Here is a 23823-nt window from a genome sequence, read left to right on the forward strand (position 1 = left end):
CACGCCGCGAACGTTGGACTCACGCGTTCTGAACGTTGGACTCACGCGTTCTGAACGTAGGACACGCGGCGTTAGCGGCCGTAGAGGACGCGGACCAGGCGCACCACGTGCCGGATCGTCCGAGACCCCCGGTCGTACGTCATCGGGTTCAGCAGCGCCCCGAACCGCTTCCGCGTCACCGCGTGCGCATAGGCGAACTCACGCAACCCGTCCTCCCCGTGGATCCGCCCGAACCCCGAATCCCCGACCCCGCCGAACGGCAACCCGGGCACGGACGCGTACGCGAGCACGGAGTTGATCGACACCATCCCGCACCGCAGCTTGTCCGCCAGCTCCTCACCCCGGTTCCGCGAGTACACCGTCGCGCCCAACCCGTAAGCCGACGAGTTCGCCCGCCGCACCGCCTCGTCCGCGTCGGCCACCCGCGTCACCACCAGCGTGGGCCCGAACGTCTCCTCGGTCACCGCCGTCGACTCGTCCGGCACGTCCACCAGCACCACCGGCTCGACGTACGGCGGCCGGATCGACTCCAGCCCACCGACCACCGCCCGCCCACCGCGCTCCAACGCGTCCGCGACGTGCGACTGGATCACGTCGACCTGCTTGGGCATCGTGATCGGCCCGAAGTGCGCGTCCGCCTCACCACCCGGCCGCAGCTTCTTCGCCTTCTCCACCACCAGCGCGACGAACTCGTCGTACACCGCGTCCGCCACGTACACCCGCTCCACCCCGGCGCACGTCTGCCCGGAGTTGAAGATCCCGCCCCACACCGCGCCGTCCGCCGCAGCCCGCACGTCGGCGTCCTCCGCCACGATCAACGGGTCCTTGCCGCCGCACTCCACCAGCACCGGCGTCAACGACGCGGCGCACGCGGCCATCACCTTCTTTCCCGTCGGCGTCGACCCGGTGAACGCCAGCTTGTCCACCCCGGACGTGCACAGCGCCGCACCGGTCTCGCCGAACCCGGTCACCACCTGCAGCACGGGGAACTCCGGCACCACCTCGCCGAACGTGGCCGCCAGGAACACCCCGACCCCCGGCGTGAACTCCGACGGCTTGAACACCACCGCGTTGCCCGCCGCCAACGCGTACGCGATGGAACCCATCGGGGTGAACGCCGGGTAGTTCCACGGCCCGATCACGCCGACCACGCCCAGCGGCCGGTACTCCAACGTCGCCGCGTGGTTGTACATGAGCATCCCGGGCGCGACCTTGCGCTTGCCCAGCACCTTCGGCGCGTGCTTGGCCGCCCAGTGCAGGTGGTCGATGACCAGCGCCAGCTCGGTCCGCGCGTCGTCGGCCGACTTGCCGGTCTCGGCGCTGATCAACACCTGGAACTCGTCCAACCGCTTGAGCAGCAGCTTGCGCCACGCGTCCAGTCGCGCCCGCCTGCCGTCGAACCCGAGCTCCGCCCAGAACACCGCGGCGCCCCGCGCTACCCGGACGGCCTCGCGGACGTCCTCCTCGGACGCCACCACGTGGTGGCCGATGACCTCACCCGTGCGGGGGTCGAGCGACGCGAACCGCCGCTGCCCGTCGTCGGCCCGCGCCGGAGTGGTGGGAGCGGTCTGCGTCATCGGGCCCTCCAAGCACAAGCACGAACGCGGGTGTTACTCGACAGTAACGGGTAACTGGGGGTGATGTCAGCCCCCGTTCAGCCCTTCGGGATCTTGCCGACGATCGACTTGGCGAAGGCCACGGCGGTCGCGCAACGGTCGAACTCGGACGCCTTCGGGCCCGCCGACTTGACCTCGACGACCTCGCCGTCGTTGTCCGCGCCTTCCAGCTGCACCCACGTGACCTCGCAGGACGGGAACGCCGTGCTGCTGGACAGCTGGTAGCCGACCACGCCGCCGCCCAGGTCGACCTCGGTCTGCTTGTCGTCGAACTCGTGGTCGTCGGGGATGAAGGTCTCGCGGAACGCCAGCGTCAGCTCGCGGTCGTCGCCGACCCAGGAGCAGTGGTGCAGCCCGTACGGGTACACACGGTGACCGGCGCCCGCGCCCGCTTCGACCGCGGCCTTCTCAGGCAGGGCGCACGGGTCGAGCGTGATCAGCGAGCCCTTGGCGGCCGTGCGGGTCGCCGCGCGGTCCTTGATCTGCCTCACCACCGACTCGGCCATCTCGCGGCCGGGCGCGCACGCGTCGCCGTCCTCGTACCCGATCTGCACCGTGATGCCGAGACCCGGCTCCTCCTGCGTGATGACCGAGACGAAGCACGCGCTGTTCTCCAGCACCTGCTCGTAGCTGCGCAGGCCGGCGAGCTGCTTGTCCGCCTTCTTCAGCTCGGTGGTCATGGTCTGGCCGATCTCGACCGTGACCGCGAGGTCCTTGCCGTTCTTGTCCTTCATGAAGTTCGAGCACCGGCTGAACCCGCCGCGCGACCGGTCACCGGGCGTGCCGAACCGCTTCAGCACGTCCTCGTCCAGCAGCTCGCACGGGTCGGTCAGGCGCAGCTCGTCGGCCGCGAACGCCGGGTCGACCGGCTCGCCGTCCGCGGGCGGTGCGGGCGGCCTGCTCGACCCGGTCGGGTCGGTGACGTTCTCGGCGTCGGCCGGGATCGTGGTGCGCGGGAACCTCTGCTTGGCCAGATCCGCCCCGGCACAGCCGGCCAGCAGCAGGATCAAGCTCAACACGGCGACGAGACGGGGCACGTGGTGCACGGTAGCGACCGACTCCGCCATTCGTGGCACGAACCCTGTGTCCGTCCTCACGACGGCCTTCGGGAACGATTCAGAAGATCGACGCGCTGACCCTGGTGACCAAGCCGAAACCAACGAAAGGACCATCGCATGCGCAGCCGCATCCGACGCGCCGTCCGCTGGCTCGACACCTGGACGGTCGAGGCGTTCAACCCGGTCTACCCGAGGCGCTGACCGCCACCGCGCGCGGTACCCGTGCCCTCACCGTCCTCGGGCACGATGACCGGCCGCAGGGTCGCCCAGGTGACGAACACCGCCGCCAGCGCGATCATGCCGATCCCGGTCCACAGGTTGATGTTCAACCCGTCCGCTTTGGTCAGGTCGGCCTCGTCGGTGAAGCCGAGTCCGACCACCAACAGCACCACGCCGTAGATGGCGAACAGCATCGCGATCACCAGTCGCAGGTCGAACAGACCGGCCTTGCGCGCCACGACGACCTCCCTCAGCCGAAGATGATGTTGAGCACGGCGGTCAGCACCAGCACGCCGATGCCGAGCAGCAGCGGCGACCGGTACCACCCGGCGTCGTCACCCGTGGTGGAGTGCCTGCGGTCCTCCTTGGGCGTCAGGCTGTAGACCAGCCCGACCAGCCGCTCCTGCGGCACCGGCCGGGTGAACACCGTCACCACCACGCTGACCACGATGTCCACCGCGAACGCCACGCCCGCGCCGACGAAGCTCGCGCCCTGACCGGGCAGGTCCAGCACCCCGGTCTCGGCGAGCACGAACACCAGCACCGCGCCGAGCGTGCCCGCCACGAGACCGGACCACCCCGCCGCCGCCGACATCCGCTTCCAGAACATGGCCAGGATGAACGTGGCGAACAGCGGCGCGTTGAAGAACGAGAACAGCGCCTGGATGTAGTCCATGATGTTGCCGTAGCCGGCCGCCAGGAACGCCGTCCCGATGGCGACCAGCGTGCCGCCGATCGTGGCCAGCCGCCCGACCCGCAGGTAGTACTCGTCCGGGCGGTCCTTGCGCACGTAGTCCTGCCACAGGTCGTACGTGAACACCGTGTTGAACGACGACACGTTCGCCGCCACACCCGCCATGAACGAGGCCAGCAGACCCGTGATCGCGATGCCCAGCATGCCGTTGGGCAGCAGTTCGCCGATCAGCGCGGGCAGCGCGTTGTTGTAGACCACGCCGCCGCTGTCGTCACCGGCCTTGAGCGCGACCATCTCCGGCACGACCAGCGCCGCGATGATGCCCGGGATGATGATCACGAACGGGATCAGCATCTTCGGGTACGCGCCGATGATCGGCGTGCGCCGGGCGGCCGACATGCTCTTGGCCGACAACGCGCGCTGCACCTCGGCGAAGTTCGTCGTCCAGTACCCGAACGACAGCACGAACCCGAGCCCGAACACGATGCCGATGACGCTGAGCACCGGGTTCTGGATGCCGGTCAGCTCGGTCGCCGGCCACGCCGACAACTGCTCGGCGCCGCCGGGACCGCCGGTGACCTTCTCCACCAGGCCGTCCCAGCCGCCGACCTTGTGCAGGCCGACGATCGTCAGCGGCAGCAGCGCGGCGACGATCACGAAGAACTGCAGCACCTCGTTGTAGATGGCCGCCGACAACCCGCCCAGCGCCGTGTACGTGAGCACGATCGCCGCCGCGATCACCACCGACAGCGGGATCGGCCAGCCGAGCATCAGGTTCAGCAGGAACGCCAGCGCGTACAGGTTCACGCCCGCGATCAGCACCTGGGCGACGGCGAAGCTGATCGCGTTGACCAGGTGCGCGCCCTTGCCGAAGCGGCGGCGCAGGAACTCGGGGACGCTGCGCACCTTCGAGCCGTAGTAGAACGGCATCATCACCAGGCCGAGGAACACCATGGCCGGGATCGCGCCGATCCAGTAGTAGTGCACCGTCGCCATGCCGTACTGCGCGCCGTTGGCCGCCATGCCGAGCAGCTCGATCGCGCCGAGGTTGGCGGAGATGAACGCCAGACCCGTCACCCACGCGGGCAGCGAGCGGCCGGAGAGCAGGAAGTCCAGGCTGGACGAGACCGATCTGCGAGCCAGGAAGCCGATGCCGAGGACGAACGCGAAGTAGACCGCCAGCAGGGCGTAGTCCAACGGACCGGCGTCCAGCCGGAGATCCACCTGGGCCAGTACGGGCACCTCCGCCCACCTCCCTGATCCAACAACCCCGAACACCAACGCGCACTACCGCACAGCCGATCAAGCCGACGGTAGTGCACCCCGGCGCGCTCCGCCGGTTTGAACTACCCCGGGCTAAACCTCAGGTGGGCGCGTCAGCGGGTGAGGACGAACGGCGTCTCGGCGTAGACGGGGCCGGAGGTGGCGCCGATGGTGAACTGCGTGCCGGGTGCGGAATCGCCGAACGAGTCGGGCACGCGCACCGGGACTTCGGCGAACCGGCCGACCGCGTCCGCGGTGGTGTCGCCGACCCGCCGGCCGTGGAAGGTGAACACCACCCGACCGTGTGCGGGATACCCGGTGCCGCTGAGCCGGACCTCGCCGCCGGCCTGACCGGCGACGGGCTGCGCCGCGAGGTGCGCGGCGGGAGAGGGTGCGGCGGTGGAGCTCATCGCCGCGATCACGGGTGGCGGCGGCGCGGGCGCCTGCTGCGCGCAACCCGCCACCGCCAGGAACAGCAACGGGACCAGTGGACCGGATCTTCGTCTTCGAGGTCTTCGCACCACGCGCCTCCAGGCCCGTCGACGGGGGAAGTCAGCGTATATCGCGAAATCCGACCTGCCACGCGCCCGAACGGCTTACCGCTCACCCGGGAATTGCGGAGTCGACCGCGGCGCCGCCGGCCCGCACAACACGGACCAGCGGCGCCCTTCGGAGCACTAGAACGGCCAACCGGCGTCCCGACCGCTCTCCAACAGCGGGATCATCCGGAAAGCTTGGTCGGTGAGGCCTCCGAACGTGTGCCGGTCCCGACCGCCACTCGGCGCGCCTCCGGTGCGGAGCTCAGCCATGTCTCCCGGTACCTCCGGCTCGGCCGTGACCGTATCGGCGCAACACCGGGGTTGTTGAGGTGCTGGTAGTTGGGCGTCAAAGAGTGGCAGTTCGGACAGAGCAGACGCACCTCGTCCGGCCGGTTCCGGCTGCGGTCCCCGGTGATGTGATCGACGTGCAGCGGAACTCGACCGCTGACCGGGTTCACCTGGTTCCACCCGCACTCCTCGCACCGCTGACCACGCAGGAAGACGAGGGCCTGACGAACCCGGTGATCCGGCCGTCCGTCCTCGCCGGTGCCGGTGATCAACCCGGATGTCCACTTAGCGAGCCATGTGGCGAACGAACCGGTCCGTTCGTAACGGTCCTCGTTGAAACACTCCCAGGTGCAGTAGGGACCGTTCCTGCGACGCCCGAACCGCTCCTGCGATCCACAGCGGCGACAGGGATCAGGCTTGCGTCGGCGCATTTCGTCCGAGCAGGCCCGGCTACAGGTTTTCGCACCTCGCACAACAGAGCCGATGCCACACTGAGGACAAGGCGGACGCGGTTTGCGCAAGCGCGCCGAACGCACCTCCTGGGTCCCCTTGAGGTGACAGGAGTTGCTGCAGAAGCGCGGATTTCGGGTTTCCGACCCGCAGTGGTCACAGGGATGTGGATCGACTGGCGGCCTGGTCAACGCTCAACCTCTCGTCGAGACGGAACCATCACCTACGTGACCGAGACCGAGAGCGGGAAGGAGGCGGAAGGCACGCCGAAGCACCCGTCTCCCGTACCTTAGGCACGTGACGTTGATGGCTCCCGAGGACCAGACGTACCGCTGTGCCGTGCAGTGGCAACCGTCGCGGGACTTCGCACCGGGAATGCGTCGATCAGCGTAACCGGATGCGACGAAAGGTCAACTCGAGAGGTCAGAACAGGCGGAACTCGTCGGACTCGATGCCGCGCAGCGCGTCGTAGTCCAGCACGACGCAGCGGATGCCGCGGTCCTCGGCGAGGGTGCGGGCCTGCGGTTTGATCTGCTGGGCGGCGAACACGCCCTTCACCGGTGCCAGCAGCGGGTCGCGGTTGAGCAGTTCCAGGTAGCGGGTCAGCTGCTCGACGCCGTCGATCTCGCCGCGGCGCTTGATCTCGACCGCCACGGAGACGCCCGACGCGTCGCGGCACATCAGGTCGACCGGGCCGATCGGGGTGGGGAACTCGCGGCGGACGAGGGTCCAGCCCTCGCCGAGCGTGATGACGTGCTCGGCCAGCAGCTTCTGCAGGTCCGCTTCGACGCCGTCCTTGACCAGGCCGGGCTCCGGGCCGAGCTCGTGCTTGGAGTCGTGCAGCACCTCTGCCAGGGTGATGATCAGCTTCTCGCCGGCCTTGTTCTGCACGACCCACATGTCCGGGTCCTCGATCAGCCAGCACGGCGGGCTCATCCAGTTCAGCGGCTTGTACGCGCGGTCGTCGGAGTGGATCGACACCGAGCCGTCCGCCTTGATCAGCAGCAGCCGCTGGGCCATCGGCAGATGGGCGGTGAGGCGTCCGACGTAGTCGACCTGGCAGCGAGCGATGACGAGGCGCACGGCCGACAGGCTACGGGGTGCGAGGCCCGATCCACCGACAGGTACCGTCGGCCGACGTGTCACCGCGGCGCCGGTCGGAACTGGCCCGGCATTCGGCACAGGGAGAGTGATCGTGGAAACCCTCGGATCGCGTGAGGTGTACGCGAACCAGTGGATGGTGGTCCGGGAGGACGCCATCGGGCGGGCGGACGGGACCACCGGGATCTACGGCGTGGTGGACAAGCCGGACTTCGCGCTGGTGATCCCCATGGACGGCGAGCGGCTGCGGCTGGTCGAGCAGTTCCGCTACCCGCTCGGCATGCGACGCTGGGAGTTCCCGCAGGGCACCGCGCCCGAACGGGCGGACGAGGACCCGCTGGTGCTGGCCGAGCGCGAGCTGCGGGAGGAGACGGGGCTGCGGGCGGGCAAGCTGGTGCAGCTGGGCCTGCTCGACGTGGCTCCGGGCATGTCCAGCCAGCGCGGGCGGGTGTTCCTGGCCACCGAGCTGCGCGAGGGGTTCCACGAGCGGGAGCACGAGGAGCAGGACATGCGCTCGGCGTGGTTTCCGCGCGCGGAGTTCGAGGCGATGATCGCGCGCGGCGACATCACCGACGCCCAGTCGATCGCCGCCTACACCCTGCTCCTGCTGCACGAGCACGCGCAGCCGTGACCACCGAGGTCGTGGAGTTGACCTCCGCCGAGCTGACGGCGTGCGCCGACGGGTTGGCCGACCTGCTGGTCGACGCCGTGGCGGGCGGCGCGTCGGTCGGCTTCGTCGAGCCGCTGTCGCGCGAGCGGGCGGGCGAGTGGTGGCGGGCCAGGGCCGCGGCGGTGGCGGACGGCGTGCTGGCGCTGTGGGTGGCCCGCGACGGTGGGCGGGTGCTGGGCACCGTGCAGGTGCGGTTCACCGACACGGCCAACGGCACGCACCGCGCCGAGGTGACCAAGCTGATCGTGCACCGCGACGCGCGTGGTGCCGGGCTGGGGCGTGCGCTGCTGGACGTGGCCGAGCGGGGTGCCGCCGAGCGGGGCGCGACGCTGCTCGTGCTGGACACGCAGACGGGGTCGGCGGCCGAGCGGCTCTACCGGCGGGCCGGGTGGACGGAGGTCGGCGTCATCCCGGACTACGCCGCCGACCCGGGCGGCGTGCTGCGGCCCACGACGTTGTTCTACAAGCGGGTGGGGTAGCCGGTCACCTTCGGCGGCGCCCGCGCGTCGGGGTGGGCAGACAGGTTGTCTGCTCACGGAGGGGCTCATGTCCACCGCTCACGTCGTCGTCACCGTCCTCGCGATCCTGGCCAACGCCGGTATCGCCGTCGCCGACCTGCTGAAGGCCGAGTTCGTCCTGGCGAACTCGGCCGAGGTCCACGTGCCGCCGGCTTGGCTGCCCGTGCTGGGTCTGTTGAAGGGCGCGGGCGCGGTGGGGCTGCTGCTCGGCCTGCTCGGCGTGCCCGTCGTCGGGGTGGCGGCGGCGATCGGGCTGGTGGCGTTCTTCGTGGGCGCGGTCGTCGCCCACGTGCGGGCCGGGGTGTGGCACAACATCGCCTTCCCCGGCGCGTTCCTCGCCCTCGCCGCCGCTTCCCTCGTGCTCGGGCTCGCGCGTTAGTCGGTCCAGGCGGCCGGGCGCTTCTCCAGGAACGACGACATGCCCTCCTTGGCCGCCGGCGTCTGCGACGCCGCCGCCATCACCTCCAGCGCGATGGCGTAGGCGTCGGCCTCCGGCCGGTCGAGCTGGGCGTAGATCGTCTGCTTGCCCAGCGCCTTGCTGGCCCGGCTGCCGCGGGTGGCCCGGCGCATCAGCTCGTCCACGGCGTCGTCCAGCTCGGCGAGCGGCACGACCCGGTTCACCAGGCCCCACTGCTCGGCGGTGCGCGCGTCCACGGTGTCGCCGGTCAACGCCATCTCCATCAACCGCTTGCGGCCGATCGCCCTGGCCACGGGCACCGCCGGGGTGTGGCAGAACCAGCCGCCCTTGCCGCCGGGCAGGGCGAACCCGGCCTCCTCGGCGGCCACGGCCAGGTCGCACGAGGCCACGAGCTGGCAGCCCGCCGCCGTGGCCAGGCCGTGCACGCGCGCGATCACGACCTGCGGCACGGACTCGATCGTGCGCATCACGTCCGTGCACAGCGTGAGCAGGTCGCGCACGCCCTCCAGGTCGCGGGCCGCAACGTCGGCGAAGTCGTGCCCGGCGGAGAACACCGGCCCCTCGCCCGCGAGCACCACGCCCACCGCGTCCGACGCGGCCACCTCGCGGAACGCGGTCAGCAGCTCCGCCAGGTGCTCGGCGGACAACGAGTTGCGCCGGGCGGCGCGGTCCATGGTGATCCGCACGAGGTCAGCCGTGCGTTCGACGCGGATGTGCTCGTATTCGGCCATGTTGCGACGGTAACCGGCCGTGCAACCGCTTGCCGGTCCACCACCGTCCTGGGTGCATGAGACTCCCACTGTTAGCGGTGGCCCTCGGCCTGGTGGCTGCCGGCTGCGCAGGTGTCGACCGGACGACGTCACCGGACCTCGCGATCGGATCGGACCTCCCGGCCGCGGTCGCACCCGCCGGCGTGGACTTCCCGGTGACCGCCGTCCCCCGCCCGATCGTGCTGTTCCAGCCGAGGCTGCTGACCGTGGAGTGGATGGGCCTGGAGGAGGAGAAGCTGGCCGCCGGCTACCGGTTCACCGGCGTGGAGCCGCCGACGCCCGGCCCGGCGTCGGTGGTGCTGCCCGACGGCCCGGCGACGTTGCCGCTGATCAGCGTGCGCGACGCGGTGGCCGGGCTGCCCGGCGGCGAGCTGGAGCTGGTGAGCGCCGAGCTGGGCACGGCGGAGTTCAACACCGACCGCGGCCGGCTGGAGCTGCCGGCGTGGCGGTTCCGGTCCGTGTACGGCAGCGTGTACGCGTGGCCCGCGGTCACGCCCGACGCGTTCTGGAAGCGGGGCGAGGAGATCAACGGCAGCCACCACGCCCGGACGTCGGACGGGGTGCGGCTGGAAGTGGAGCTGGGCGCGCCCCCCGCGCCCTGCCAGGGTGACCCGCCTTCCACCAAGGAACCCGTCGTGACCGAGACCGAGACGTCCGTGGTGATCGGCGTGCGGACGGTCGGCACCGTCGGCAACTGCGCGCGTGCCGCGATCTACCGGTCCCAGTACTACCCCGTGACGCTGAGCAAGCCGTTGGGCGCCAGGGTGGTGGTGTTCGAGGAGGACAGCACCATCATCCCCGTGACAACGCACTGACCAGGTCGGGCACGCGGAACGTGCGGCGGTAGGCGTCCGGTGTCACGCCCACTTCCGCGCGCAGCCGGCGGCGGAGGTTGGGTGCGGTGCCCAGGCCCGCGCGTTCGGCCACCCGGTGGACCGGCAGGTCCGTGGTCTCCAGCAGGCGTTGGGCCAGCTGGACCCGTTGCACCTGGAGCCAACGCCCGGGGGTGTTGCCGGTCGCCGCCAGGAAGGCGCGGTGGAAGGTGCGCTCGCTCATCCCGGCGTGCGCGGCCATCTCGGCGACACCGACGGGCTCACCGAGGCGGCCCACCGCCCAGTCCACTGTGGACGCGATACCGGCGCGGTCGGGACGTGGCGGCAAGGGCGGGTCGACGTACTGGCGTTGGCCGCCTTCGCGGGTCGGTGGCATCACCAGGCGGCGGGCCAGGGCGGCGGCCACGTCGGCGCCGTGCGCCCGGCGCACCAGGTGCAGGCACAGGTCGAGCCCGCCGACCACACCGGCCGACGTGAGAACGTCACCATCGGTGAACAGCACGTCCCGCACCACGCGGACCCGGGGTGCGGCGGCCTCCAGCGCGTCCAGCAGCCGCCAGTGGGTGGTCGCCTCACGCCCGTCCAGCATCCCCGCCGCCGCCAGCGTGAACGCGCCCGAGCACAACGCCGCCACCGTCCCGGAGAACGACCGCAGCGCGCGCACCGCCGCCTCGGGCACCGGAGCCAGCGGATCCGCCCGACCGGGTACCACCACCAGGTCGCAGTCGCGCAGGCCGGACAGCCCGTGCGTCGCCGGGATGACACCCACCGGCCGCACGGACGTCGCCGCCCGCCCGGGAGCGCACAGCCGCAGCGCGAACGGCCCGACCCCGCTGTCCCGCCGGTCCACCCCCCACACCTCGCTCACCATCGAGATGTCGAACATGCGACTGCCCGGCAACACCAGGACACCCACCGTGCGCATGGCAGGAAAGTACCCCAACGCGCCGGTTCTGCCACTCACTCCGACCTCATCGACGACCGCAGACTCGGTGCCATGACCGACACCGCCTTGATCCTCATCGACGTGCAGCGCGGCTTCGACGACCCCTATTGGGGCAAGCGCAACAACCCCGACGCGGAGGCCAACATCGCCCGCCTCCTCGACGCCTGGACGGGCCCGCTGGTGCTCGTCCGCCACGACTCGACCACGCCCGGCTCGCCGCTGCGCCCCGGCCAGGACGGCAACCGGTTCAAGCCCGAGTTGGACCGCGCCGAACCCGACCTCGTCTTCGCGAAGAACGTCAACTCCGCGTTCCACGGCGAGGTCGACCTGGACGGGTGGCTGAGGGCGCGCGGCATCACGGACGTCGTGCTCGCCGGCGTGCAGACGAACATGTGCGTCGAGACGACCGCCCGCGTCGGCGGCAACCTCGGCTACCGCGTGCGGGTCGTGCTCGACGCCACGTTCACGTTCGACCTGGAGGACCTGACGGCCGACCAGCTCTCCCGAGCCACCGCCACCAACCTGCGCGGCGGCGGGTTCGCCGAGATCGTGTCGACCGACGACGTGCTCTAGAGGCCGTTCCCCTCGCGGACCACGGTCACGATCTCGTCCATGATCTGCGTCAGCTCGTAGTCCTTCGGCGTGAACACCCGGGCCACACCGCGTTCGCGCAGCTTGTCGGCGTCGTCGGGCGGGACGATCCCACCGACGACGACCGGCACGTCACCCGCGCCCGCCGCGCGCAGGCCGTCGACCACCGCGGGCACGACCTCCAGGTGCGAGCCGGACAGGATCGACAGGCCCACCACGTGCACGTCCTCCTGCACGGCGGCAGCCACGATCTGCGCGGGCGTGAGCCGGATGCCCTGGTACACGACCTCGAAGCCGACGTCCCGCGCCCGCACGGCCACCTGCTCCGCGCCGTTCGAGTGCCCGTCCAACCCCGGCTTGCCGACCAGGATCCGCAGCCGCTCCCCCAACTCCTCGCCCGTCGCCCGCACCCGCTCGCGCACGCGGCCGATCTCCGCACCGGCCTCACCGGACGCCGACGCCGCCGAGACCCCGGTCGGCGCGCGGTACTCGCCGAACGTCTCGCGCAACGCCTGCGACCACTCACCCGTCGTCACACCGGCCCGCGCACAGGCGATCGTCGCCTCGACCAGGTTGGCACCGGTCTTCGCCGCCGCCCGCAGGTCATCCACAGTGGACTTCACCAGCGCGTCGTCCCGCGAGGCCCGCCACGCCTTGATCGCCTCGACCGCCCGCTCCTCCACCACCGGGTCGATCTGCTCGATCGCGTTCGCGCCCTCGGCCTGCAACGGCGACGGCTCGGTGGTGGCGAACTTGTTCACGCCGACCACCACGTCCTCACCGGACTCGACCCGCCGACGCCGTTCCGCCAACGACGACACCAGCGCCGACTTCATGTACCCGGACTCGACCGCCGCGACCGCGCCGCCCATCGCCTGCACCCGGTCGATCTCCGCCCGCGCGCCTTCGACGAGTTCGTCCACCTTGGCCGCGACGACGTGCGAGCCGTCGAAGATGTCCTGGTACTCCAGCAGATCGGTCTCGTAGGCCAGCACCTGCTGCATCCGCAGCGCCCACTGCTGGTCCCACGGCCGGGGCAGTCCCAGCGCCTCGTTCCACGCCGGCAGCTGGATCGCCCGCGCCCGCGCGTCCCGCGACAGCGTCACGGCCAGCATCTCCAGCACGATCCGCTGCACGTTGTTCTCCGGCTGCGCCTCGGTCAGCCCGAGCGAGTTCACCTGCACCCCGTACCGGAACCGCCGGTGCTTGGGGTCCGCGATGCCGTACCGGTCACGGGTGATCTCGTCCCACAGCCGGACGAACGCCCGCATCTTGCACATCTCCTCGACGAACCGCACACCGGCGTTGACGAAGAAGGACATGCGCGCGACGACCTCGCCCCGCCGTTCCTCGGGCACCTGGCCGGAGTCGAACACCGAGTCCAGCACGGCGATCGCGGTGGACATCGAGTACGCGATCTCCTGCACCGGCGTCGCGCCCGCCTCCTGCAGGTGGTACGAGCAGATGTTGATCGGGTTCCACCTCGGCACGTTCGACACGGTCCACGCGACCATGTCGGTGATCAGCCTCAGGCTGGGTCCGGGCGGGAACACGTACGTGCCGCGGGACAGGTACTCCTTGATGATGTCGTTCTGCGTGGTGCCCGCGAGGGTGGCGCGGTCCGCACCCTGCTCCTCGGCCACGCTCACGTACAGCGCGAGCAGCCACATGGCCGTCGCGTTGATGGTCATCGACGTGTTCGCCTCGGCCAGCGGGATCCCGTCGAACAGCTGCCGCATGTCGCCGATGTGGCTGATCGGCACGCCGACCTTGCCGACCTCACCCCTGGCCAGCTCGTCGTCCGGGTCGTAGCCGGTCTGCGTGGGCAGGTCGAACGCGACCGAAAGACCCGTCTGGCCCTTGGCCAGGTTGCGGCGGTACAGCGCGTTGGAGGCGGCGGCGCTGGAGTGACCGGCGTAGGTCCGCATCACCCAGGGGCGGTCGCGCTCTCGGTCTGCCGGGTAAGGCACGGCGGCAACCTCCTACGTCGTCGTTGGAGGTAGCGTACTGACCAGTAACACGGCTCGCGCGTGCCGTTGCTCACTGAATCGAAGCTGCGGGAGGATGGGCGGCGTGACCGCGCTCACCACGTTCCTGCTGCTGGTCATCGTCTTCGGCGTGCTGGCCCTCGTGCTGTTCTGGGCGTTCGGCATCGACCGACGGGCCGTGCCCGACTACACCGGCGACGACTTCGGCCTGCTCACCGAAGTCACCGCCGTGCCCACCCCCGAAGCCGCGGACGTGCTCGCCAAACGCTTGCGGGCGGCACGCATCAAGGTCACCGTCGTCCGGCGCGACGGCCTGCACCGGCTGATGGTGTTCCCCGCCGACGCGCCGGACGCCAAGCTCCTCCTGCGCACCACCTGACCGTCAGGCGCTGACCCGCTCCACCGTCGCGCCGAGCTTGCGCAGGTTCTCCACGAACCCCGGGTAGCCGCGCTCGATGTGGAAGATCTCGTACACCTCGGTCGCGCCGTCCGCGCACAACCCGGCCAGCACCAACCCGGCACCGGCCCGGATGTCCGACGCCCACACCGGCGCGCTGGACAGCTGCTCCACGCCGCGCACCACCGCGTGGTGGCCGTCGGTGCGCGCGTCCGCACCCAGCCGCACCATCTCCTCGATGAACCGGAACCGCGCCTCGAACAGGTTCTCGGTGATCATCGACGTACCGTCCGACACGCTCGACAGCGCGATCGCGAACGGCTGCAGGTCGGTGGCGAAACCGGGGTAGGGCAGCGTCACGAAGTCCACCGACCGGGGCCGGTCGGTCTGCACCACGCGGAACCCGTCCTCCAGCACGCTGACCTCCGCACCGGCCATCCGCAGCTTCTCCAGCACCAGGTCGAGGTGGTGCGGGTCCACGCCGCGCACGGTGATGTCACCGCGGGTCATGGCCGCGGCGAACGCCCACGTGGCGCCGACGATCCGGTCGCCGATCACCCGGTGCTCGGTCGGCTGCAGCGACTCCACGCCGTGCACGGTGAGCGTGGACGTGCCCGCGCCCTCGATCTTCGCGCCCATCTGCTGGAGCATCACGCAGATGTCCACGATCTCCGGCTCGCGGGCGGCGTTGTCGATGACCGTGGTGCCGTTGGCCAGCACCGCCGCCATCAGGATGTTCTCCGTCGCGCCCACGCTGGGGAAGTCGAGCCAGATCTGGGCGCCGTGCAGGCCCTCGGCCTCGGCGATCACGCAGCCGTGCTCGATCTCGCTGTGCGCGCCGAGCTTGCGCAGCCCGTTCTGGTGCATGTCCAGCGGCCGGTTGCCGATCGCGTCACCACCGGGCAGCGCGACGACGGCCCGCTTGCACCGGCCCACCAGCGGACCGAGCACGCACACGGACGCGCGCAGCTTGCCCATCGCCTCGGAGTCGGCGCGGTGGTTCAGCTCCTTCGGCGTGGTGATCGTGACGACCGAGCCGTCCAGCACCACCTCGCAGCCCAGGCTGCGCAGGACGTCCGCCATCAGCGGCACGTCCAGGATCTCCGGGCAGTTGGTGATGGTGGTAGTGCCCTCGGCCAGCAGTGCCGCCGCCATCAGCTTGAGCACGCTGTTCTTCGCGCCGACGACGGCGACCTCGCCGACGAGCCGCGCACCGCCCTGAACCCGGAAGTGCTCACTCACGTAAGGAACTCCTTGCTCGTTGTGCGGCAATCCTACGTACGGTCTGAATCGAGCCCGTCCGTGGTGGGCCACTGCGGTGTCTACAGTGCTGGACATGGCCGTGCACCTGACGAAGATCTACACCCGCGTCGGCGACGACGGGACCACCGGCCTCGGCGACTTCTCCCGGGTGCCCAAGACCTCGCCCCGCATCACGGCGTACGCCGACGTGGACGAGACCAACGCCGCCCTGGGCGTCGCCCTGGCGCTGGGCGCGCTGGAGACCGACGTCGCCGACGTGGTCCGGCAGGTCCAGAACGACCTGTTCGACGTCGGCGCGGATCTGTGCGCGCCCGTCGTGCCCGACCCCAAGTACCCGCCGCTGCGGGTCACCCAGGCCTACGTGGACCGGCTGGAGTCGTGGTGCGATGCGTTCAACTCCCGGTTGGGCAAGTTGGAGTCGTTCATCCTCAACGGTGGCACACCGGGCGCGGCGTTGCTGCACCAGGCCCGCACCATCGCCCGACGGGCGGAGCGGTCGGCGTGGGCGTTGATCGAGGTCGAGGCGGAGCGGACGAACACGCTGACCGCGAAGTACCTGAACCGGCTGTCCGACCTGCTGTTCATCCTGGCCAGGGTGGCGAACCCGGACGGCGACGTGCTCTGGCAGCCGGGGGCGAACGCCTGATCCGGACCTCCCGGTGGTACTTCCTGGCGCCCGCACCCCCCGCCTACGCCCTCACCGGGGCCGGTCGGAACTCGGGCCCGCGGTCCTCGCCCTGGCCCGGTGGGGCGCCAAGTGGGCCATGGACGGACGGCGGGAGGGCGAGGCGTTCCACCCGGGCTGGACGGTGCTGGCGATGGAGGCGTTCTTCGACCCGGGCGCCGCGGCGGGCGTGCGGGCGACCTACGAGTTCCGGGTCGGCGACGAGGTGTTCCACGTGCGGGTGGACGACGGCACGGTCGACGCGGGCCACGGTCCCGACCCGCGCCCCGACGCGGTGGTCGAGACGAGCGAGGACGTCTTCGCCGACCTGGCCGGCGGCCGGTCGAGCCTGGCGGACAAGATCACGTCCGGCGCGGCCGCGGCCTCGGGCGACCGGGACGCCCTGCGCCTGCTCGGCACGCTGTTCCGCCGGCCGGAGCCGGCCCGGCGGGTGCCCGGTCAGGACGCGTAGACCACCTTCTCCGCGCCGATGCGCCGCATCCGCTCGGCACCCCACTCGCCCAGTGCGGCGAGCGCTTCGTTCAGCGACACCCCGTGCTCGGTCAGCGTGTACTCCACCCGCGGCGGCACCTCGGGGAACACCTCGCGGTGCACCAGGCCGTCCTCCTCCAGCTCGCGCAACTGCTGGACGAGCATCTTCTCGCTCACGCCCGGCAGGCCGCGGCGCAGCTGGGCGAACCGCCGCACGCCGTGCTCGGCCAGTTCCCACAGGATCAGCGACTTCCACTTGCCCGACACCACGTCCATCGCGGCGTCCATGCCGCAGAAGTAGGGACCACGCCGAGCCGCCATCGACCCTCCCGGGTGCTTACCAAAAGGTGGGTACCGCACAATAAAGTCCGTACTGGTACGACAGTACCGGTTCGGGTGACGATCAAGGCATGACGAACACGAAGGTCACCGTCCTCGGGCTCGGCGCGATGGGCGCCGCCCTCGCCGCGGCCCTGGTGCGGGCCGGGCACCCCACCACCGTCTGGAACCGCTCACCCGGCAAGGCCGACGCCCTGGTCGAGCTCGGCGCCACGGCCGCCGACTCCGCGGCCGACGCCGTGACCGCGGCCGACGTCGTGGTCGCCTGCCTCCTCGACGCCGCCTCCGTCCACCAGGTGCTGGACCCGGTGGCCGACCTGCTCACCGGCCGGACGCTGGTCAACGTCACCACGACCACGCCGGAGCAGTCGCGGGAGATCGCCGGGTGGGCCGCGGCGCACGGCGTGGTCTACCTCGACGGCGGCATCATGGCCGTGCCGCACATGATCGGGCAGCCCGGCTCGTCCATCCTCTACAGCGGCTCGCAGGCCGCGTTCGAGCAGTACCGGCCGCTGCTCGACCTGTGGGGTGAGAGCGCGTACTTCGGCGAGGACGCGGGCACGGCGTCGCTGTACGACCTGGCCCTGCTCGCCGGCATGTACGTCATGTTCGCCGGGTTCCTGCACGGCGCGGCGATGGTCGCGGACGCCGGGGTGTCCGCAACGGAGTTCGCCGAGCGTGCCGCGCCGTGGCTGTCCGCGATGACCGGCGGGCTGGCCGGCTTCGCCACCGTGATCGACGGCGGCGACTACACCGTGCCGGGGCAGCAGAGCCTGGAGTTCTCCGACCTCGGCGACATGATCGACGCCAGTGCCGCGCAGGGCATCTCCACCGAGGTGGTCGGCGTGGTGCAGGCCCTGATCCGGCGGCAGGTCGACGCCGGGCACGGCAAGGAGGGCTTCGCCCGGATCTACGAGAGCCTCAGGCAACCCGCCTGACCTCTGTTCGAGTGACGCGCCTGGGCCGATCGAGTGCCCACGTGATCAACGAACCGGCGCGGCTGATCGTCTTTGTGTTCACTCGGTCGAGTCCGGACGCCGGGGGGCGTCCACTCGACGAGGGGGTATTCCGCGGTGCGCAGAACACGAAGATCCGCACCGGTCTTCGTGGCCGCGATGCTCGGTCTGCTCGTCCCGGGGGTGGCGCACGCCGCGCCACCCCCGAACGACGACTTCCACCAGGCGACGTCGATCGCATCCCTGCCCTTCACCACCACCCAGTCGGCAGTCGAGGCGACAACCGCCTACGACGACCCCGCCGACTGCCACGGGTTCCACCAGTCGGTGTGGTTCACCTACACCGCGCCCGCGGACGGCGTGCTGGTCGCCACCACCGCGGGCAGCGACTACGACACGATCCTGTCGGTGCACACCGGCTACCGCGGCGCGCTCACGCAGGTCGCGTGCGACGACAACGGGGAGGAGGGCACGCTCCAGTCCCGCGTCGAGGTCCCGGTCGTCGCCGGCACGACGTACCACCTGATGGTCAGCGCGTACCCCTGGGGACCGGTCGGGTCGCTGACCTTCGGCGTGACCGGGTGGCCGGGCACGCCACCGCCCGCCAACGACGCGTTCGACCACGCCGAGCGGGTCACCTCGCTGCCGCACACCGCGGACGCCTCCCTGGCCGGGGCGACCGAGGAGCCGGGCGAGCCGGAGAGCCGGTGCGGGAAGTCCACCAGGTCCCTCTGGTACGCCGTGACGCTGCCCGAGACCACCCCGGTCGTCGTCGCCCCGACGTGGGGCATCCCGCGGTTCGAGGTCTACACCGGGTCGCAGCTCAAGGACCTCACCGAGGTCACCTGCGCCTGGAACGGCGGCGTGTCGTTCCGCGCGACCGGCGGCACCACCTACTACCTGCGCGTCGCGGACGTCTTCGACAGCACGTCCGCGAGCTTCTCGATCGCCGCCGCCCGGCCGATCCGCGCCGGCTTCTCCTACCTCCCGGGCGCGCCGTCCACGTTCACCGACGTCGGCTTCACCAACACCTCCACGGTCCCCGACACGCCCGGCCCGGTCACCGTGCGGTGGGACTTCGGCGACAGGACGACCGCCGACACCGGCGACCCGCGGCACCGCTACGCCGCCGACGGCGACTACACCGTGACGCTGACCGTCACCTCCGAGGACGGCCGCACGGGCAGCGCGTCCCAGGTGGTCCGGGTCCGCACGCACGACGCCGCCATCACCCGGTTCGCCACACCCGCCGCCGCGGTGGTCGGCGAGACCAAGCGCGTCACCGTCCGGGTCGGGACCACGCGGTACGCCGAGGACGTGACCGTCACGCTGCACCGCGCCACGCCGTCGGGCTGGAGCGAGGTCGGCCGCTACACGCAGTACGTGCCGGCGAGCGCGACGGGCGGGGTGGCGTTCCCGTTCAACTACACGTTCCGCCCGGACGACGCCGCCCTCGGCAAGGTGAACTTCCGGGCCGTGGCCACCCTGGCGGGCACCCCGGACGCCCAGCCGCTGGACAACGAGGCGATCAGCGCGACCACCGCGGTCCAGCAACCCACGACCACCGCGCGGCAGGCCGCGGACAGCCTCGACGTCGCCTGACCGGCGGCTTCAGGAGGCCCAGGGAATGGATCGGCCCGGAGGCGCTGACTCCAACCAGGACAGGAATCCCGTCAGCGCGTCCGGGCCCATCGCGATCTCGACTTCGCCCTTGTTGCCGCGGCAGCGGAGTACGACCGCGCCCGTGGGCATCGCGTACGCCTCCGGCGCGGTGGGCTCACGCCGGTCGTCGATCTCGAAACCCTCGCGGGAGATCACCATGTCCGGGCCGGACCGCAGGCTCAGCACGCGGAACCAGGTGAACTCGTCACCCCGGTAGTGCCCGACGCCCAGGTGCCAGCCCCGGCCGGAGTCGTCCAGCCTCGACCTCAGCGCGACGTGCACACCGCCCGCGCGCAACAGCCGGACGCGGCGCCACGTGAGGTACACGAGGACGACCACCGCGCCGAACAGGACCACCCCGACCAGTTCGGCGATCCCCACGGCGTTCGTCCGCCCGTCCGCGTCAGGCCGAGTGTCCGGCGGCGCGCAGCCGCGCGATGGCCCGGGCCCGCTGCACGTCGTCCGCGTCCTGCGCGTCCGCGCGAGCCTGTTCGACGTCGATCTCGTGGGAGAGCTCCGCGTCCTCGGCGAGGATGCTCACACCCTCACCGGTCACGGAGAGGAACCCGCCGTGCACGGCCGCCGTGACGAGCTCGTTGTCGGTGGTCCGGATCCGGACCACGCCGCCCTCGACCAGCTGCCCGAGCACCGGCTCGTGGCCGGGCAGGATGCCGATCTCGCCTTCGAGCGTCTGCGCGACCACCGACGTGGCCGTGCCGGACCACAGGCGGCGTTCCACGGCGACCAACTGGACGGTCATCTCGGCCACGCGCATCTCCCTGAAGTCGACTGGAGTCATCCGCAGTCTAAACGGTGACCGGAACACCCCGCCGCACCAGCCACCCCTACCGCCACCCGGCCGGGGTCGTCGCCGGGTCGATCCCGGTGAGCGGAAGGCCCGACCCCTGCGAGACTGGGCCCGTGCCACCACCGAAGTCGCTGCTGGAACGCGCGTTCTCGCTGTTGTCGGTGTTCACCGTGGAGCGGCCGGCGGTCACGCTGTCCGAGCTGAGCCGCCACTCCGGCCTGCCGCTGAGCACCACGCACCGGCTGGTGGCGTCCCTGGTCGAGCTGCGCGCCCTGGACCGCACCCCCGACGGCCGCTACTGCGTGGGCCTGAGGCTGCTTGAGCTGGGCGCGTTGTCGCCGGGCAGCCTGGACCTGCGGGACCGGGCCCTGCCGTTCCTGGAGGACCTGTACGAGGTCACGCGGCACAACGTGCAGCTGGCCGTGCGCGACGGCACGGAGGTCGTCTACGTGGAGCGCATCTCGGCGCGGGACGCGGTGAACGTGGTGACCCGCGTGGGCAGCCGGATGCCGTTGCACTGCACGGGCGTCGGCCTGGTGCTGCTGGCCGCCGCGCCCGTCGCCGTGCAGGAGGCCGTGCTGGCCGCGCCGCTCAAGCGGTTCACGCCCAAGACGATCGTGTCGCCGCCGCAGCTGCGGGAGACCCTGGCCCGCGTGCGCCGCGACGGTTACGCCATCAGCGACCGCCAGATCGAGATGATCACCTACTCGGTCGCCGCACCCGTGCGCGACCAGGACGGCGAGGTGGTCGCCGCGGTGTCCGTCGTCGTGCCCACGGGCACCCGAACGGACACCGTCGTGCCCGCCGTGCGGACGTGCGGGCTGGCCATCTCGCGCGCCCTGGGCTGGGCGTCCCCGTGAACGCCCGAAGGGCCGTCCCCACACCCGGGAACGGCCCTTCGGAACGAAGCCCGACTTACTTGCCGGCGAGCTTCTTGGCGTTGGCCTCGACGTCGTCCAACCCGCCGCAGGAGAAGAACGCCTGCTCCGGGTAGTGGTCGAACTCGCCCTTGCAGACGCGGTCGAACGCCTCGATCGTGTCCTTGATCGGCACGAACGAACCCGGCTGACCGGTGAACTTCTCGGCCACGATGAAGTTCTGGCCGAGGAAGCGCTCCAGGCGACGGGCGCGGCCGACGAGGACCTTGTCCTCTTCGGACAGCTCGTCCATGCCGAGGATGGCGATGATGTCCTGCAGTTCCTTGTACTTCTGCAGGATTCGCTTGACCTCCTGCGCCACCCGGTAGTGCTCCTCGCCGACGATCGACGGCTCGAGGATCCGGGAGGACGAGGACAGCGGGTCCACCGCCGGGTAGATGCCCTTCTGGGAGATCGGACGGGAGAGCTCCGTCGTCGCGTCCAGGTGGGCGAAGGTGGTGGCGGGCGCGGGGTCGGTGTAGTCGTCCGCGGGCACGTAGATGGCCTGCAGCGAGGTGATCGACTTACCGCGGGTCGAGGTGATGCGCTCCTGGAGCTCACCCATCTCGTCCGCCAGCGTCGGCTGGTAACCCACGGCGGACGGCATGCGGCCCAGCAGGGTCGACACCTCCGAACCCGCCTGGGTGAACCGGAAGATGTTGTCGATGAACAGCAGCACGTCCTGGTTCTGCACGTCGCGGAAGTACTCCGCCATCGTCAGCGCCGAGAGCGCGACGCGCATGCGCGTGCCGGGCGGCTCGTCCATCTGACCGAACACCAGGGCGGTGTCGCCGAGCACGCCCATCTCCTCCATCTCGAGGAGGAGGTCGGTGCCCTCACGGGTGCGCTCACCGACGCCGGCGAACACCGACGTGCCGGAGAACTCGCGGGCGATACGGGTGATCATCTCCTGGATGAGCACCGTCTTGCCCACGCCCGCGCCGCCGAACAGGCCGATCTTGCCGCCCTTGACGTACGGGGTCAGCAGGTCGATGACCTTGATGCCCGTTTCCAGGATCTCGGTCTTGCCCTCGAGCTGGTCGAACGACGGCGCCTTGCGGTGGATGGCCCACTGCTCGCCGTCGCGGCCGAGGCCCGGCTCGTCCAGGCAGTCGCCCAGCGCGTTGAAGACGTGGCCCTTGACGACGTCGCCGACGGGCACGCTGATCGCGCGACCGGTGTCGGTCACCGCCGCGCCGCGGACCAGGCCGTCGGTCGGCTGCATCGAGATGGTGCGGACCAGGTTGTCACCCAGGTGCTGGGCGACCTCCAGGGTCAGCGTCTTGGCGACCGCCTCGAAGGTGATCTCGACGCTCAGGGCGTTGAACAGCTCCGGCACCGCGTCACGCGGGAACTCCACGTCGACGACGGCACCGATCACCCGGACCACACGGCCGGTGCGGGTGGTGGTGGCAGTAGCACTCATGTCACTCATCACTTCCTGCGCCACCGGTAAGCGCGGAGGCGCCACCGACGATCTCGCTGATCTCCTGGGTGATCTGGGCCTGGCGGGCCGCGTTCGCCTGGCGGCTGAGGTTGCGGACCAGCTCGGTGGCGTTGTCCGTCGCCGCCTTCATCGCGGTCCGCCGCGCCGCCGACTCCGAGGCCGCCGCGTCCAGCAGTGCCGAGAAGAGCCGGGTCTTGACGTACTTGGGCAGCAGCGCGCCCAGCAGCGTCTCGGCACTCGGCTCGAACGAGTACACCGACTGGAGCTTCGCGGGCGCCGGGTCGAAGTCGACCACCATCGGCGCGATCCGCTTGGCGACCGGCGTCTGGCTCAGCATCGACTTGAACTCGGTGTAGACCACGTGCAGCTCGTCCACGCCGAGCACGCCGTCCGGGCCGGGCTGGTCGCCCTCGTCGTCGCTGCCCGCGACGAACGCCTTGACCAGCTCGTCACCGGCCTCGACCGCGTTCACGTAGTGCGGCAGCTGCGAGAAGCCGGTCCACTCGCCCGCGATCGCGCGGCGGCGGAACCTGTAGTAGCCCACGCCCTTGCGGCCGACGACGTAGAGCACCGGCTCCTTGCCCTCGGACCGCAGCAGCGAGAACAGCTCCTCGGCGGCACGCAGCACGTTGGCGTTGTAGCCGCCGCACATGCCCTTGTCGCTGGTCACGACCAGGACACCGGCACGGCGGGGGTTCTTGCGCTCGGTCAGCAGCGGGTGGTCGAGGTTCGCGGACGCCGTCGCCAGCGAGGAGAGCACGTTGGTGATCTCCTCCGCGTAGGGCTTCGACGCCGCGACCCTCGTCTGCGCCTTGGCCAGACGGGACGTGGCGATGAGCTCGTACGCCTTGGTGATCTTCTTGGTCGAGTTGACCGAGCGGATCCGCTGGCGCAGCTCTCGGATCTGTGCCGCCAT

General features: G+C 70.9%; 26 protein-coding genes and 1 pseudogene. 11 read left to right on the plus strand and 16 right to left on the minus strand.

The annotated features are described in order from the left end of the window. Window positions 1-71 precede the first annotated feature (71 nt). The 7 genes and pseudogenes from A6A25_RS07405 to nucS form a co-directional block, all read right to left on the minus strand. A complete protein-coding gene (locus tag A6A25_RS07405) occupies window positions 72-1577 on the minus strand; it encodes an aldehyde dehydrogenase family protein (protein ID WP_073887127.1) in 1506 nt (501 codons plus the stop codon). A 77-nt stretch (window positions 1578-1654) separates the two neighbouring features. After that, window positions 1655-2653, minus strand: coding sequence for a hypothetical protein (locus A6A25_RS07410; RefSeq protein ID WP_143193005.1), 999 nt, complete (start codon window positions 2651-2653; stop codon window positions 1655-1657). Window positions 2654-2859: 206 nt separating this feature from the next. Continuing rightward, window positions 2860-3132, minus strand: a complete 273-nt coding sequence (locus tag A6A25_RS07415; protein ID WP_073887131.1) for a hypothetical protein — start codon at window positions 3130-3132, stop codon at window positions 2860-2862. An 11-nt stretch (window positions 3133-3143) separates the two neighbouring features. After that, window positions 3144-4829, minus strand: a complete 1686-nt coding sequence (locus A6A25_RS07420; RefSeq protein WP_073887133.1) for a sodium:solute symporter family protein — start codon at window positions 4827-4829, stop codon at window positions 3144-3146. 134 nt (window positions 4830-4963) lie between these two features. Further along, the gene (locus A6A25_RS07425; protein WP_073887135.1) at window positions 4964-5329 is read right to left on the minus strand and encodes a hypothetical protein; all 366 of its coding nucleotides are present in this window, start codon (window positions 5327-5329) and stop codon (window positions 4964-4966) included. 422 nt (window positions 5330-5751) lie between these two features. Then, a pseudogene (locus A6A25_RS46765) lies at window positions 5752-6108 on the minus strand (hypothetical protein); the annotation flags it as partial. A gap of 442 nt (window positions 6109-6550) precedes the next feature. Continuing rightward, on the minus strand, window positions 6551-7210 hold the full coding sequence (gene nucS / locus A6A25_RS07435; protein ID WP_073887139.1) for an endonuclease NucS: 660 nt from the start codon (window positions 7208-7210) through the stop codon (window positions 6551-6553). Between the two features lie 112 nt (window positions 7211-7322). Between nucS and A6A25_RS07440 the strand changes: the two genes are divergently transcribed. From A6A25_RS07440 to A6A25_RS07450, 3 genes are all read left to right on the plus strand, one after another. Beyond that, on the plus strand, window positions 7323-7859 hold the full coding sequence (locus A6A25_RS07440) for an NUDIX domain-containing protein (RefSeq protein WP_073887314.1): 537 nt from the start codon (window positions 7323-7325) through the stop codon (window positions 7857-7859). Continuing rightward, window positions 7856-8377 carry a GNAT family N-acetyltransferase gene (locus tag A6A25_RS07445; RefSeq protein ID WP_073887141.1) on the plus strand — a complete coding sequence of 174 codons (522 nt, stop codon included), beginning with the start codon at window positions 7856-7858 and terminating at the stop codon, window positions 8375-8377. Before A6A25_RS07440 ends, A6A25_RS07445 begins: the two co-directional genes overlap by 4 nt. A gap of 67 nt (window positions 8378-8444) precedes the next feature. Next, entirely contained in the window at window positions 8445-8795 is a 351-nt protein-coding gene (locus A6A25_RS07450; protein WP_073887143.1) for a DoxX family protein, read from the plus strand. On the opposite strand, the gene A6A25_RS07455 is transcribed toward A6A25_RS07450, so the two are convergent. Beyond that, window positions 8792-9565 (minus strand): enoyl-CoA hydratase-related protein, encoded by a 774-nt coding sequence (locus tag A6A25_RS07455; protein ID WP_073887145.1) that lies wholly within the window; start codon window positions 9563-9565, stop codon window positions 8792-8794. The two genes, A6A25_RS07450 and A6A25_RS07455, sit on opposite strands and share 4 nt — an antisense overlap. 56 nt (window positions 9566-9621) lie before the next feature. Between A6A25_RS07455 and A6A25_RS07460 the strand changes: the two genes are divergently transcribed. Next, window positions 9622-10419 carry a hypothetical protein gene (locus A6A25_RS07460; protein ID WP_073887146.1) on the plus strand — a complete coding sequence of 266 codons (798 nt, stop codon included), beginning with the start codon at window positions 9622-9624 and terminating at the stop codon, window positions 10417-10419. Here A6A25_RS07460 and A6A25_RS07465 read toward each other — a convergent pair. Beyond that, window positions 10397-11362, minus strand: coding sequence for a GlxA family transcriptional regulator (locus A6A25_RS07465; RefSeq protein ID WP_073887147.1), 966 nt, complete (start codon window positions 11360-11362; stop codon window positions 10397-10399). The genes A6A25_RS07460 and A6A25_RS07465 overlap by 23 nt on opposite strands. A 72-nt stretch (window positions 11363-11434) precedes the next feature. On the opposite strand from A6A25_RS07465, the gene A6A25_RS07470 reads away from it, so the two are divergent. Beyond that, the gene (locus A6A25_RS07470; protein WP_073887148.1) at window positions 11435-11956 is read left to right on the plus strand and encodes a cysteine hydrolase family protein; all 522 of its coding nucleotides are present in this window, start codon (window positions 11435-11437) and stop codon (window positions 11954-11956) included. Here A6A25_RS07470 and A6A25_RS07475 read toward each other — a convergent pair. Continuing rightward, on the minus strand, window positions 11953-13944 hold the full coding sequence (locus A6A25_RS07475) for a protein meaA (protein ID WP_073887149.1): 1992 nt from the start codon (window positions 13942-13944) through the stop codon (window positions 11953-11955). The two genes, A6A25_RS07470 and A6A25_RS07475, sit on opposite strands and share 4 nt — an antisense overlap. Window positions 13945-14038: 94 nt before the next feature. Here A6A25_RS07475 and A6A25_RS07480 point away from each other — a divergent pair, with 94 nt between their 5' ends. Next, on the plus strand, window positions 14039-14341 hold the full coding sequence (locus A6A25_RS07480; RefSeq protein WP_073887150.1) for a hypothetical protein: 303 nt from the start codon (window positions 14039-14041) through the stop codon (window positions 14339-14341). A 3-nt stretch (window positions 14342-14344) separates the two neighbouring features. Here A6A25_RS07480 and murA read toward each other — a convergent pair whose 3' ends face one another. Next, window positions 14345-15601: a UDP-N-acetylglucosamine 1-carboxyvinyltransferase gene (gene murA, locus A6A25_RS07485; RefSeq protein ID WP_073887151.1), complete on the minus strand. Its 1257-nt coding sequence runs from the start codon at window positions 15599-15601 to the stop codon at window positions 14345-14347. Window positions 15602-15695: 94 nt separating this feature from the next. On the opposite strand from murA, the gene A6A25_RS07490 reads away from it, so the two are divergent. After that, window positions 15696-16268 (plus strand): cob(I)yrinic acid a,c-diamide adenosyltransferase, encoded by a 573-nt coding sequence (locus tag A6A25_RS07490; protein ID WP_073887316.1) that lies wholly within the window; start codon window positions 15696-15698, stop codon window positions 16266-16268. Window positions 16269-16386: 118 nt separating this feature from the next. Beyond that, on the plus strand, window positions 16387-16758 hold the full coding sequence (locus A6A25_RS07495; protein ID WP_073887152.1) for an SCP2 sterol-binding domain-containing protein: 372 nt from the start codon (window positions 16387-16389) through the stop codon (window positions 16756-16758). Here A6A25_RS07495 and A6A25_RS07500 read toward each other — a convergent pair. Then, a complete protein-coding gene (locus A6A25_RS07500; RefSeq protein WP_073887153.1) occupies window positions 16746-17099 on the minus strand; it encodes a winged helix-turn-helix transcriptional regulator in 354 nt (117 codons plus the stop codon). The genes A6A25_RS07495 and A6A25_RS07500 overlap by 13 nt on opposite strands. An 89-nt stretch (window positions 17100-17188) precedes the next feature. Between A6A25_RS07500 and A6A25_RS07505 the strand changes: the two genes are divergently transcribed. Together A6A25_RS07505 and A6A25_RS42815 are read left to right on the plus strand one after the other, a co-directional pair. After that, window positions 17189-18055: an NAD(P)-dependent oxidoreductase gene (locus A6A25_RS07505; protein ID WP_073887154.1), complete on the plus strand. Its 867-nt coding sequence runs from the start codon at window positions 17189-17191 to the stop codon at window positions 18053-18055. Window positions 18056-18190: 135 nt separating this feature from the next. After that, a complete protein-coding gene (locus A6A25_RS42815) occupies window positions 18191-19675 on the plus strand; it encodes a PKD domain-containing protein (RefSeq protein ID WP_198932599.1) in 1485 nt (494 codons plus the stop codon). A gap of 9 nt (window positions 19676-19684) precedes the next feature. Here A6A25_RS42815 and A6A25_RS07515 read toward each other — a convergent pair whose 3' ends face one another. Beyond that, window positions 19685-20116 (minus strand): DUF2550 domain-containing protein, encoded by a 432-nt coding sequence (locus A6A25_RS07515; protein ID WP_073887156.1) that lies wholly within the window; start codon window positions 20114-20116, stop codon window positions 19685-19687. Between the two features lie 22 nt (window positions 20117-20138). Continuing rightward, window positions 20139-20504 carry a F0F1 ATP synthase subunit epsilon gene (locus A6A25_RS07520; RefSeq protein WP_073887318.1) on the minus strand — a complete coding sequence of 122 codons (366 nt, stop codon included), beginning with the start codon at window positions 20502-20504 and terminating at the stop codon, window positions 20139-20141. A 152-nt stretch (window positions 20505-20656) separates the two neighbouring features. On the opposite strand from A6A25_RS07520, the gene A6A25_RS07525 reads away from it, so the two are divergent. Then, the gene (locus A6A25_RS07525; protein ID WP_073887157.1) at window positions 20657-21403 is read left to right on the plus strand and encodes an IclR family transcriptional regulator; all 747 of its coding nucleotides are present in this window, start codon (window positions 20657-20659) and stop codon (window positions 21401-21403) included. A 55-nt stretch (window positions 21404-21458) separates the two neighbouring features. On the opposite strand, the gene atpD is transcribed toward A6A25_RS07525, so the two are convergent. Together atpD and A6A25_RS07535 are read right to left on the minus strand one after the other, a co-directional pair. Then, entirely contained in the window at window positions 21459-22895 is a 1437-nt protein-coding gene (gene atpD / locus A6A25_RS07530) for a F0F1 ATP synthase subunit beta (protein ID WP_206745040.1), read from the minus strand. Next, entirely contained in the window at window positions 22888-23823 is a 936-nt protein-coding gene (locus A6A25_RS07535; protein ID WP_073887159.1) for a F0F1 ATP synthase subunit gamma, read from the minus strand. Before A6A25_RS07535 ends, atpD begins: the two co-directional genes overlap by 8 nt.

This window comes from Saccharothrix sp. CB00851 (genome assembly GCF_001905065.1).
GTDB lineage: Bacteria > Actinomycetota > Actinomycetes > Mycobacteriales > Pseudonocardiaceae > Actinosynnema.